Origin of the sequence: Nocardiopsis sp. SBT366, assembly GCF_001083815.1 — a bacterium.
GTDB classification, from domain to species: domain Bacteria; phylum Actinomycetota; class Actinomycetes; order Streptosporangiales; family Streptosporangiaceae; genus Nocardiopsis; species Nocardiopsis prasina.
Genome location: NZ_LAVM01000035.1, coordinates 24,452 through 36,329 on the forward strand (window position 1 = coordinate 24,452; position 11,878 = coordinate 36,329).

The window sequence follows — 11,878 nt, forward strand, 5'->3', positions numbered from 1 at the left end:
GCATCCATGGAACACGCCCTAGGCGGCGGGGTTGACCTCGGCGGTCTCCAGGGCGCCGCCCTCGATGCCCCACTCGGCGAGGACCTCCTCGTAGGTGCCGTCCTCGATGATGGCGTTGAAGGCGGCGGCGACGGCCTCGGAGAGCTCCTCCTGCTCCTGGTTGACGACGACGCCGTAGGGGGCGGCGTCGTACTGCTCGCCGATGAACTCCAGCTGCTCGCCGGTCTGCTGGAGAGCGTAGAGCGAGGTCGGCAGGTCGGCCAGCGAGGCGTCGTTCAGGCCGGAGACGATGGTCTCGGTCGCCTGGGGCTGGGTCTGGAACTTCTCGATGGTGATGGCGTCCTCGCCCGCCTCGACACAGGCCTCACTGCGGGCCTCGATGTCCTGGTCGTGCGTGGTGCCCGTCTGCACCGCGATGCGCAGGCCGCAGGCGTTGTCGGGGTCGACACCGTCGGGGTTGCCCGCCGGGGCGAACCACTGGGTGCCGGAGGAGAAGTAGCTGACCATGTTCACGGCCTCCATGCGCTCCTCCGTGATGGTGAAGGAGGAGGCACCGAGGTCGTAGCTGCCGGTGTCGACACCGATGATGATCGAGTCGAAGGTGGTGGGCTCCCAGTCGGCCTCCAGGCCGAGCTTGCCCAGCGCGGCCTCGATGAGGTCGACGTTGAAGCCGAGGACGGTCTCGCCGTCCTCGTCCAGGTACTCGCCGGGCGGGTAGGACGCCTCGACTCCGATGGTGACGGCACCGGCGTCGGCGACCGCGTCGGGCAGGAGCGCGGCGAGCTCCTCGTCGACCGCGACATCGGGGGCGTCCGCCTCGTCGGAGGCACCGTCACCACCGTTGCCGCAAGCCGCCAGGGCCAGCACGCCGGCCGTGGCCAGGGCGGTGAGGTAGGTCCGGGGCTCGGACAGGGGCTTGCGCAGGGCCATGGTGGGTCTCCTTCAGGGAGCACGGAGTGCCTGGTCGAGGGGTGGGTCCGCTGCGTCGCGGGGCCGACCAGTGGGGACTTGAGGTGGATGTGGTGCCGGTGGGCGACACATCAGTAACGTTCCATTCTGTCGACCCGCGATTTTCCTCCGGTCACCGTTGTGAGAGAATTGCGTAACGGGTCATCCCCGTGAGATGCGGATCGCGCAGTACTCGTATAAGAGTCCGGCGAAGACCACCCCTCCCGGCGCACCCCGGTCATGGCCGACCGGTGCCGACGAGGGCCCCCTGGCACCCTGACGTCTTCGCGCGCGCTCCGTGGCCCACCGTCCACGTCATGGCCGACGCGGACGTACAGCAGACCGAGGGGTTTGAGTAGTGACCACCTTTTCTTCGCGTACCCAGAACACGTCCCCCCTGGACGAGGACCCGGCGTTCGCCATGCACCGTGGCGGCAAGCTGCAGGTGACGTCCTCCGTCGACGTGAGCGACCAGGAGGGCCTGTCCCTCGCCTACACCCCAGGTGTCGCCCGTGTCTGCGACGCCATCGCCGAGAACGCCGAACTCGTCGAGACCTACACCTGGAAGAGCAACCTGGTCGCCGTCGTCACCGACGGCACCGCCGTGCTCGGCCTGGGCAACATCGGCCCGGAGGCGTCCCTGCCGGTCATGGAGGGCAAGTCGCTGCTGTTCAAGCAGTTCGCCGACGTCGACTCCATCCCGATCGCCCTCAACTGCACCGACGCCGACGAGATCGTCGAGACCGTCGTGCGGATGTCGCCGTCCTTCGGCGGCGTCAACCTGGAGGACATCTCCGCCCCGCGCTGCTTCGAGATCGAGGCCAAGCTGCGTGAGCGCCTGGACGTCCCGGTTTTCCACGACGACCAGCACGGCACCGCGATCGTGACCGTGGCGGCGCTGCACAACGCGGCGCGCCTCACCGGTCGCACTCTGGCCGACCTGCGCGTGGTCGTCTCCGGGGCGGGGGCCGCCGGGGTCGCCGTCACCAAGATGCTGATCGACGGCGGGATCGGCGACATCGCCGTCGCCGACTCCAAGGGCATCATCCACCAGGGCCGTGAGGGCCTGACCCCGGTCAAGCAGGAGCTGGCCGAGATCAGCAACAGGGCGGGGCTCCAGGGCTCCATCGAGAGCGCGCTCGAGGGCGCCGACGTGTTCGTGGGCCTGTCCGCCGGGGAGGTCCCCGAGTCGGTCGTGGCCACCATGGCCGAGAACGCCATCGTCTTCGCGATGGCCAACCCCAACCCCGAGGTGCACCCGGACGTCGCCCGCAGGTACGCGAGCGTCGTCGCCACCGGGCGCAGCGACTTCCCGAACCAGATCAACAACGTGCTGGCCTTCCCGGGTGTCTTCCGTGGCGCCTTCGACGTCCAGGCCACCGACATCACCGAGAACATGAAGCTGGCCGCCGCCAAGGCGCTGGCCGACCTGGTCGGTGACGATCTCAGCGCCGACTACGTGATCCCCAGCCCCTTCGACGACCGCGTGGTCCCGGCGGTCTCCGCCGCCGTCGCCGCGCAGGCTCGCAAGGACGGCGTCGCCCGCCGCTAGCAAGCACGCGAAGGGGGCCCGGAGACCGACCATGGTCTCCGGGCCCCCTTGCGTGGGTGGGGCCAGGGCCACCGTGCGCGGGGTGGCACGGACACCCGAAGGCGGGGGACCGGCGTAGTGCCTCCGGAGGGGGCGCGTCCGTAGGTTTCCGGGGACACATCGCGCCGCGTTCGCGGCCACGCAACCCCTGGACAGGCCATGCACACACCCTTGCCCGACCCGACCGGGCGCCGTGCGGGCCCCACCGCCTGCTGGGCCGCGACGGCGATGACCGTAGTACTGGCCGCCGCCGTCGTCGCCTTCCTCCTGACACCTCGTCCCTACGAACTCACCGCCGCCACCAGCGGGGACCGGGAGCTCGCCGAGACGGTGAGGGAGGGCATCGGCGATACGACCGGCTACCACGGGCTGTCCGTGGCCCTCGTCGAACCCGGCCCGGAGGGACTCCGGATCCGCACAGCGGGGCTCGGGCTGGCGGGAGATCACGGAGAGGCGGTGGACGAGCGCACCCCGTTCGGCTCGGCGTCGGTTGCCAAGGTCCTGCCCGGAATGCTGCTGGCCGACATGGTGGACCGCGACGAGGTCGCCCTCGACACCACGGTGGGGGAGTTGCTTCCCGACCTCGCCTTCGCCGACCCACCGGTTCAGCGAGGACGTCGGGATCCGGCTGCTGGGGGTGGACGAGCCCAGTCCCGACAACGCGGCGGGGGAACGGGTGTACGGGATCGCCACTGTCGTGCTGACCCTCGTCCCGGCGCTGGCGTGGCTGGGCTTCGCGGCGCGCCGCCGCCCGGGGCACCGGGTGCGTCGTCCCTCGGACCGTCTGGGGGCGGTCTCCCACGGGACCGTGGCGGTGGCACTGCTCGCCTACGCCCACGCGGCGGGCTTTTGGCACCTGGTGTCACCGTGGGTGTGGACCACGGGCGCGGCCCTGGCCGCGGCGGCGGTGCTGGTGAGCGTCCACCGGTGGGAGGGGCTGCCCGTCGCACGCGGGCGACGGCCCTGGGCGCGCTGGCTGTCCACGGTCCCGCTTGCCCTGGCCGGGTTGGTCCTGCTGGTGGCCCTGGCCCTCGTGTGAGCGCCCGGGGCCCTCACAGCAGCTCGGCGGGGGAGCCAAACTCCTCGGTGAGCAGGGCGAAAGCCGTGCGCAGGTCGGCCAGGGCGGCGTCCGGGGTGTCCCCCGCACCGTGGGCGATGACCCCCGCGCGGAGCACGGCGCGGGCACACCAGACTCCGTCGCCGTCCTGCTCGATCGTGTACGGAACCAACACGGGGTTCCTCCTCCTTCGCCGACCCGCGTGCACGGAGGGGCCCGGAGGACCACGCCCCCGCGCGGTCCTCCGGGCCCCGTGCCGGGCCGGTCTCGGTCAGTCCTTCTTCTGGTCGTCCTCGCCGGTGGCGGTGGACCAGGGGTCCCCGCCGGAGGGCGGCATCGGTCGGGCGTCCGGGGTCTCCGGTTCGGGTTTGGACTCGGGTTCGGGCTCGGGTCGCTCAGCGGTTCCGGGCCCATCAGAGGACGCGGTGCCCTCGTCGGGGTCGGGCGGCCCCCAGCGGCCCATGTCGCGTCGGATCACCTCGACGGTCTCGTCCAGGATGCGCCGCAGGTCGTTGCTGGCGGACTCGCCCACCTGTCCGGCGCCGCGCACCATGTCGCGGACCTTCACCGAGAAGTCGCGCAGGGCGTGCTCGAACTCGGCGCGGTCCTGCGTACCGGGCTTCGCGCCGTCGGAGTCGGAGCGCTCCGAGCCCTCGGACTCGCCGCGTCCGCCCCAGGCCGCGCCGAAGGCACCGAACCCCTGGGCGAACCGCTCCCACTCGCGGGCCCACATGCCGTTGTCGCCGCAGTCCCGGTCCTTGTCGTCGGACTTCTTCCGATCCTCGCCGCCGGAGCTCTCACGGCGCCCCTCACCCGAGGCGAACTTGAGTTCGTCGCGCAGTGAGCTGATGGTCTCGCGGACGTCCTGCTTCACCGCGCGGGCGATGTCGCGGACCGAGTCGGTGATCTCCCTCTCCAGGTCGTCCAGGTCGCTCTCGCGGGCCCGCAGTTCCTCCCGACCCTTGTCGGTGAGGCTGTAGACCTTGCGGCCGCCCTTCTCCGTGTGCGTGACCAGTCCCTCCTCCTCCAGCCGCGCGAGCCGGGGGTAGATGGTGCCGGGAGAGGGCGAGTACACGCCGAGGAAGCGGTCCCGGAGCAGACTGATGATCTCGTATCCGTGGCGCGGGCTCTCGTCCAGCAGCTTGAGCAGGTAGAGCCGGAGCCTGCCGTGGCCGAAGATGGTACTCATTCAGGCCCCCTCGGGGATCGCGGCCGGGGCCTCGGGCGCGCGGCGCAGCAGCGCCGTTCGCCCGGACACGGAGTTGACACTGATGGAGGCGGGGTCGACGCCCACGCCGATCTTGCCGGTCAGGGCGGTGCGGGCCGGGGCACTGCGGCGGTCCAGACCGAAGTCCGAGTCCACCTTGCCGGTGACGGCGCGCAGCTCCACTGTGGCCGAGCTCTCCGAAGGCACCCGCAGGGCCACCTCGCCGGAGACCGTGGTCACCCGGACCCGGGCGGAGGCCGCCAGGTCCGTGTCCACCAGCACGTGGCCGGAGGCGGTCTTGGCGCGCAGCTCAGCCAGGCGACCGCCGGCCACCGCGAGCTGTCCGCTGGCGCTGTTGAAGGAGAGTGTCCCGCCGGGGTTGCGCACTGAGGCGTTGGCGGAGGCGGTGTTGACCTCGGTCTCGCCGGACACGTCGTCCAGGGTGACCTCCCCGGTGGCGGTGCGGACGCGGGTGCGGGAGGTCAGCCCGGCGACGACCACCGGAGCCCCGGCCGTGGTGACCTCCACGGGGCAGTCACGGGGGACCCGCAGGTCGACCGTGGCCCGCCGGGAGGCGATGTTGCGGTAACGGCCCAGCTGGATGGGCTTGAGCCGGTCCAGCAGACCCTGACCGGTGAGGTCCTGGTAGTGGATGGTGAGGATGCCCGCCTCCTGGGTGACCTCCAGGGGCTCGCCCTCGATCTCGGAGATCTCGAAGGTGACCGGGTCGTCCGTGGGGATGATGTTGACCTGTCCGCTGACAATGCGCACCTTGAGGGCGACGATGCCGTCCAGGGTGTGGGTCATCGGACTGTCGATGGACCAGCGTGCCATCGTGAATCCCTTCCGCTCGCTCTCGATGACTTCACGATATGTCGCGTGTTCGCCGAACTCAAGATATGTCGCGGATTTCAGGGTCGTGTCAGGGACGGCTCGGGGTCCGGTACGGGAACGGGCGAGGGGCCCGGGTCAGTGAAGACCCGGGCCCCTCGGCCGGATGACGCCGCTCGGCGCCGCTCCGTGTGACTACTCCTCGTCCTCGTCGTCCAACCGGGCCAACCAGGTGGCCAGGCGTTCGACCGGGGTCTCGAACTCGGGGTTGAGGTCGGTGAACACCCGCAGCTGCTCGGCGAGCCAGGCGAAGCTGACCTCCTCCTCGCCGCGGCGGTTCTCCAACTCCTCGATCCCGCGATCGGTGTAGTACATGGAAGCGTTCCTACTCTGCCGGCGGGAACACCGTGTCCACCAGGGCACGCTGCTCGGCCTCGTGGCGCTTGGCCGAACCGGCCGCGGGCGCGGAGGAGGCCGGACGCGAGATCCGGGTGAACGGACGGTCGAGCTGCTCGGAGAAGACCAGCGCGACGAAGGGCCACGGACCCATGTTCGCGGGCTCCTCCTGGACCCACAGGACCTCGCCCGCGTTCGGGTAGGCCTTGAGCTGCTCGCGGATCTCCTCGATCGGCAGCGGGTAGAGCCGCTCCGCCCGGATGATCGCGGTGTGCTTGTCACCGCTCTTGCGGCGTGCCGCGTCCAGGTCGTAGTAGATCTTGCCCGAGCAGATGACCACGCGACGGACCTTGTCCGCCGAGATCGAGTCGTCCCCGATCAGCGGCTGGAAGTGGCCCGACGTGAAGTCGTCGGCGGCCGAGGTCGCGGCCTTCAGGCGCAGCAGCGACTTGGGCGTGAACACCACGAGCGGGCGCTCGAACGGCGACTTCGCCTGCCAGCGCAGCAGGTGGAAGTAGCTCGCCGGGGTGCTCGGCATCGCGACGGTCATGTTCTCCTGCGCGCACTGCTGCAGGAACCGCTCGATGCGGGCCGAGGAGTGGTCCGGGCCCTGACCCTCGTACCCGTGCGGCAGCAGCATGGTCACGCTGGAGCGCTGACCCCACTTCTGCTCGCCCGCGCTGATGTACTCGTCGATGACGGTCTGCGCGCCGTTGACGAAGTCACCGAACTGCGCCTCCCACATGACCAGGGCGTTCGGCCGGGTCAGCGAGTAGCCGTACTCGAAGCCCAGTGCCGCGTACTCGCTGAGCAGCGAGTCGTGCACGAGGAACTTCGTGGTCCCGTTGTCGAACTGCTTGAGCGGCGTGTACGTCTCGCCGGTCTCGCGGTCCATGAGCGAGGCGTGGCGCTGGCCGAAGGTGCCGCGGCGGCTGTCCTGACCGATCAGGCGGACCGGGTGGTCGTCCAGCAGCAGCGAGCCGAAGGCCAGCAGCTCACCGGTGGCCCAGTCCACGGCGTCGGTCTCGACCATCGTGGCGCGACGGGTCAGCTGGGGCGCCAGCCGCGGGTGCGGCGTGAAGCCCTCGGGCATCGTCACCTGGGTGTCGATCACCCGCTTGACCGTCTCGGTGCTGATGGCGGTCTCGACCTTGGAGTGGTCCAGACGCGACTCGGTGAACACCTCGGGCTTGACCACCGCGCCCGGCTCGATCGGCTTCTTCTCGACCTCGCGGGTCTCGGTGAAGGCCCGCTCCAGCTCGGACTGGTAGTCGCGCAGGGCCTGCTCGGCCTCCTCCACCGTGATGTCGCCGCGCCCGATGAGGGACTCGGTGAACAGCTTGCGGGTGGAGCGCTTGGCGTCGATGACGTCGTACATGAGCGGCTGGGTGAACGCGGGGTTGTCGCCCTCGTTGTGCCCACGGCGCCGGTAGCAGACGAGGTCGATGACGACGTCCTTGTTGAACGCCTGACGGTAGGCGAAGGCCAGGTGCGCGACCCGGACCACGGCCTCGGGGTCGTCCCCGTTGACGTGGAAGATCGGCGCCTGGACCATCCGCGCGACGTCGGTCGCGTACACGCTGGAACGGCTGTCGGTCGGCGAGGTGGTGAAGCCGACCTGGTTGTTCACGATGACGTGGACCGTGCCGCCGGTGCGGTAGCCCCGCAGCTGGGACAGGTTCAGCGTCTCGGCGACCACGCCCTGACCGGCGAAGGCCGCGTCACCGTGGATGAGGATGGGCAGCACGGTGAAGCCGTGCGGTCCCTTGTCCAGCACGTCCTGCTTGGCGCGGACGATGCCCTCGGCGACCGGGTTGACCGTCTCCAGGTGGGACGGGTTGGCCGACAGCGAGATCTGGATCGAGTCGCCCTCACGGGTCTGGAAGGTGCCCTCGGTGCCCAGGTGGTACTTGACGTCGCCGGAGCCGTGCGCGCTGCGCGGGTCGAGGTTGCCCTCGAACTCACCGAAGATCTGACCGTAGGACTTGCCGCAGATGTTGGCGAGCACGTTCAGGCGGCCGCGGTGGGCCATGCCGATGACGGCCTCGTCCAGCTCGGACTTGGCGGCCCTGGAGATCACGCCGTCCAGCAGCGGGATCAGCGACTCGCCGCCCTCCAGGGAGAAGCGCTTCTGACCGACGTACTTGGTCTGGAGGAAGGTCTCGAAGGCCTCGGCGCTGTTGAGCCGGTGCAGGATGTGCAGCTGCTCGTCGCGGTCGAGCTTCTCGTGCTCGCGCTCGACGTGCGACTGGATCCACTCCCGCTCCTCCGGGCTCTGGATGTGCATGTACTCGATACCCACCGTGCGGCAGTAGGTGTCGCGCAGCACGCCCAGCACGTCGCGCAGCTTCATGACCTGCTTGCCGCCGAAGCCCCCGGTGGGGAACTCGCGGTCCAGGTCCCAGAGGGTCAGGCCGTGCTCGAGCACGTCCAGGTCCGGGTGCTTGCGCTGCTCGTGGTCGAGCGGGTTGGTGTCGGCCATGAGGTGGCCGCGCACGCGGTAGGCGTGGATCAGCTCCTGGACCCGGGTGGTCTTGTCGAGCTGGGTCGCCTTGTTGACGTGGATGTCCTGCACCCAGCGGACCGGCTCGTACGGGATCCGCAGCGAGTTGAAGATCTCGTCGTAGAAGCCGTCCTCGCCCAGCAGCAGCTGGTGGATGCGACGCAGGAACTCGCCCGACTGGGCACCCTGGATGATCCGGTGGTCGTACGTCGAGGTCAGCGTCATGACCTTGCTGATGCCGAGCTCGCTCAGGGTGTCCTGGGACGCGCCCTGGAACTCGGCCGGGTACTCCATGGCCCCGACGCCGAGGATGGTGCCCTGCCCGGGCATCAGGCGCGGCACGGAGTGCACGGTGCCGATGCCGCCCGGGTTGGTCAGGCTGATCGTGGTGCCCTGGAAGTCCGGCACGCCCAGCTTGTTGTTGCGGGCCTTGCGGACCAGGTCCTCGTAGCCGCTCCAGAACTCGTTGAAGTCCATCTCGCCGGACTTCTTGATGGAGGGCACGACCAGCTGACGGGAGCCGTCCGGCTTCTGGAGGTCGATCGCCAGGCCGAAGTTCACGTGTTCGGGCTTGGCGACGCCGGGCTTGCCGTCGATCTCCGTGTAGGAGTGGTTCATCTCGGGCAGGGCCTTGAGGGCCTTGACCATGGCGTAGCCGATGAGGTGGGTGAAGGAGACCTTCCCACCGCGGCCGCGCCGGAGATGGTTGTTGATGACGATGCGGTTGTCGAACAGCAGCTTGACCGGCACCGCGCGCACACTCGTCGCGGTCGGCAGGGTCAGGCTCGACTCCATGTTGGTCGCGGTGCGGGCGGGTGCTCCACGCAGCCGCTCCTCGTTGACCTGGAGTGCATCGTCGGTGTTCTTGGGTGCAGGGGCCGCAGCGGCCTTCTTCTTCGGCGCGGGTGCGGCGGGGGTCTTCTCGGGCTGCGCCTTTGCGGTCGCAGTGCCCCCACCCTTCCCGTTGGCCGAGTCCGCGGGCTTGTAGTCCGCGAAGAAGTTCCACCAAGCCTTGTCAACCGAATTCGGGTCGGTGAGGTACTTCTGGTAAAGCTCCTCGACCAGCCACTCGTTCGGGCCGAAATCTGTCAGGGGTTGAGACGCCTCAGACGACACGGCGGAGATCGCCCACTTCCGCAGCTCGCTTGTGAATGATTAGGAAAGACGGGTGGCTGCTGGCAAGTCGGGCCCGAAGAAGCACGGAGTCGCTCCCCATCACAGGGAAGAAGCTGACCTGGCCAGCACTCGTCGGGTACAAGGCTACTTGTACCGACCTCCCTGACGGGAACATCGGAGTAGCTGAAACTGGGAGATACCTAACAATCTTTCACACGAACCTTGTCTCTACGTGCCGGTCACTTTGCGTTGCGTGGTCAACATGCTTCGTTTGTTCCTGTTTGACGGGCTTTTCGGTGCGCATTCCTGTGACCGCCTTCGGCCAGCCCCTCTGTGGCGCGCACCACGTTTCCCACGGGCCGTGAGCGGGGCCGCCGGAGACCGCAACCGACGGTCACCCGCCCGGGTCCGGCCGTGAATCGCCGGTCTCCGGCAGCGCCGATGTGCGGATCTGTGCGCTCTTCCCCGTTCTCCCCCATGGCGGTGGCGCCCGTGCCTACGATCGCCCTACGAACGCGACAAGTCGGGTGGGGAGGCCCATGAAGGGACTCGGAGAACTGGAGGCGGCCATCATGGGGGCCCTGTGGAGTTCGGAGGGGCCGCTCTCGGTGCGCGAGGTCCGGGAACACATGGTCTACGACCGGGAGGTCGCCTACACGACCGTCATGACGGTGGCCAACATCCTCTTCCACAAGGGTCTGGTGGACCGGGAGAAGGACGGGCGGGCCTGGGCCTACTGGGCCCGTGAGAGCCACGCCGAGTACACGGCCCGCGTGATGGGCGAGGTCCTGGAGACGGGGCCCGACCCGGACGCGACCCTGCTGCGCTTCGTGGAGCGCTTCAGCGACGAGGAGATGGCCCGGCTGCACCACGTCTTCCGCCAGGTGCGCGACCGGCGGGGCGCGGGCCGCCCGCACACCTCACCGACGGCGTAGCGAGCGCACGCTCGGGGTGGCGACCGCCGCGAACGTCGCCGTCAGGGTCAGCCCCGCCACGATCAGGAGGGCCCGGTCCGGCCCGATGGCCTCGGCCACCGGCCCGATCGCGATCTGCCCCACCGGCATCGCCACGAACGACCCCAGGGCGTCGTAGGAGTACACGCGGGAGAGCCGTTCGGGCGGAACGTTCTCCTGCACCGAGACCTCCCAGGCCACGGTGAACTGCTCCACCGCCACCCCGCCCGCGAACATCGCGGCGAACAGCAGCGGCACCAGCGGGGAGGGCCCGGCCATCACGAAGAACGGCAGGGTCTGGAGCGAGACCAGCGCCGTGCCGTAGAACAGGGCGCGCTGCGGCTGCCACCGGGCCGCGAGCACCCCGCCGACCAGCAGCCCCACACTGTTGGCGGCCATGAGCAGCCCCCACGTGGTCCGGCCGAACGTGTCGTCGGCGATCCCCGGTCCCAGCACGGCCGTGACCGAGGACCAGCCGGCGTTGACCACCATGAACTGCAACACGACGATCCAGACCCACGGACGGGCCACGAACTCGCTCCACCCGTCCAGCAGGTCGCGCAGCACGCCCCTGCTCGGCACGGCCGTGGACGGCACCCGCAGGAACAGGAAGACCAGACCGGCGGCGGCGAACAGGGCCGCGTCCGCGCCGATCGCCCAGCCCGGACCGACCAGCCCCACCAGCACGCCGCCCATCGACATACCGGAGAACATGCCCAGCTGCTTGGCGATCCCCGCCAGCGCGTTGGCCTGGCGCAGCAGGGACCCAGGCACGGTCTGCGGGGTCAGCGCCGCGATCGCGGGCAGGTTCGCGGCGGCCGCGGCCCCGTTGAGCACGCTCAGCGCGACCAACAGCCAGAGGGTGGCCGTCCCGGAGAGCAGGAACACGGCCAGGAGCGCCTGGGAGAGCGCGGCCAGCAGGCAGGCACCCCGGATCACCAGGGTGCGCGGCAGCCGGTCGGCGAGGACCCCGCCGAACAGCAGGAGCGCCACGTTGGCGACGGACCGCGCGCCCACCACCAGCCCGACCTGGGCCAGGGAGCCGGTCACGTCCAGGACGGCGAAGGCCAGCGCCACGTGCGCCATCCCGTTGCCGAAGAGCATGAGCACACGGCCCGTCACCAGGACTCGGAAGGGCGCGTGGGCCAGCGGGGTCGTGATTCCGGGGGCGGCGCCCCTCTCCCGGGTCATCCGTGTCCCTGGTTCATCCGCGCTCCGCCCCTCGGTCCGCTCGACACCCGGGGCATCCTCTTCGAACACCTGGCCCGGGGCAACC

At 69.9% G+C, this 11,878-nt stretch carries 10 protein-coding genes; 3 read left to right on the forward strand and 7 right to left on the reverse strand.

The genetic code is table 11. The features are described 5' to 3' along the window. Positions 1-18 precede the first annotated feature (18 nt). Positions 19-930: an ABC transporter substrate-binding protein gene (locus tag ADX84_RS12750; RefSeq protein ID WP_049572726.1), complete on the reverse strand. Its 912-nt coding sequence runs from the start codon at positions 928-930 to the stop codon at positions 19-21. Between the two features lie 376 nt (positions 931-1,306). Between ADX84_RS12750 and ADX84_RS12755 the strand changes: the two genes are divergently transcribed. Further along, positions 1,307-2,500 carry an NADP-dependent malic enzyme gene (locus ADX84_RS12755; RefSeq protein ID WP_049572729.1) on the forward strand — a complete coding sequence of 398 codons (1,194 nt, stop codon included), beginning with the start codon at positions 1,307-1,309 and terminating at the stop codon, positions 2,498-2,500. Positions 2,501-3,176: 676 nt separating this feature from the next. After that, on the forward strand, positions 3,177-3,578 hold the full coding sequence (locus ADX84_RS26625) for a hypothetical protein (protein WP_049572732.1): 402 nt from the start codon (positions 3,177-3,179) through the stop codon (positions 3,576-3,578). Between the two features lie 13 nt (positions 3,579-3,591). Here ADX84_RS26625 and ADX84_RS12765 read toward each other — a convergent pair whose 3' ends face one another. The 5 genes from ADX84_RS12765 to ADX84_RS12785 all read right to left on the reverse strand — a co-directional run bounded on the left by ADX84_RS12765 (position 3,592) and on the right by ADX84_RS12785 (position 9,649). Beyond that, a complete protein-coding gene (locus ADX84_RS12765; protein ID WP_049572735.1) occupies positions 3,592-3,771 on the reverse strand; it encodes a hypothetical protein in 180 nt (59 codons plus the stop codon). Positions 3,772-3,867: 96 nt separating this feature from the next. Next, a complete protein-coding gene (locus ADX84_RS12770) occupies positions 3,868-4,785 on the reverse strand; it encodes a PadR family transcriptional regulator (protein WP_049572737.1) in 918 nt (305 codons plus the stop codon). Then, complete coding sequence (locus ADX84_RS12775) at positions 4,786-5,637, reverse strand: DUF4097 family beta strand repeat-containing protein (RefSeq protein WP_049572740.1); 852 nt, start codon at positions 5,635-5,637, stop codon at positions 4,786-4,788. A 192-nt stretch (positions 5,638-5,829) separates the two neighbouring features. Beyond that, positions 5,830-6,009 carry a DUF6104 family protein gene (locus ADX84_RS12780; protein ID WP_017542535.1) on the reverse strand — a complete coding sequence of 60 codons (180 nt, stop codon included), beginning with the start codon at positions 6,007-6,009 and terminating at the stop codon, positions 5,830-5,832. A 10-nt stretch (positions 6,010-6,019) separates the two neighbouring features. Further along, positions 6,020-9,649, reverse strand: coding sequence for a multifunctional oxoglutarate decarboxylase/oxoglutarate dehydrogenase thiamine pyrophosphate-binding subunit/dihydrolipoyllysine-residue succinyltransferase subunit (locus tag ADX84_RS12785; RefSeq protein WP_049572743.1), 3,630 nt, complete (start codon positions 9,647-9,649; stop codon positions 6,020-6,022). A gap of 539 nt (positions 9,650-10,188) precedes the next feature. Between ADX84_RS12785 and ADX84_RS12790 the strand changes: the two genes are divergently transcribed. Beyond that, positions 10,189-10,584 carry a BlaI/MecI/CopY family transcriptional regulator gene (locus ADX84_RS12790; RefSeq protein WP_049572747.1) on the forward strand — a complete coding sequence of 132 codons (396 nt, stop codon included), beginning with the start codon at positions 10,189-10,191 and terminating at the stop codon, positions 10,582-10,584. Here the strand turns inward: ADX84_RS12790 and ADX84_RS12795 are convergent. Further along, positions 10,570-11,793: an MFS transporter gene (locus ADX84_RS12795; protein WP_049572751.1), complete on the reverse strand. Its 1,224-nt coding sequence runs from the start codon at positions 11,791-11,793 to the stop codon at positions 10,570-10,572. The two genes, ADX84_RS12790 and ADX84_RS12795, sit on opposite strands and share 15 nt — an antisense overlap. Positions 11,794-11,878: the final 85 nt, after the last annotated feature.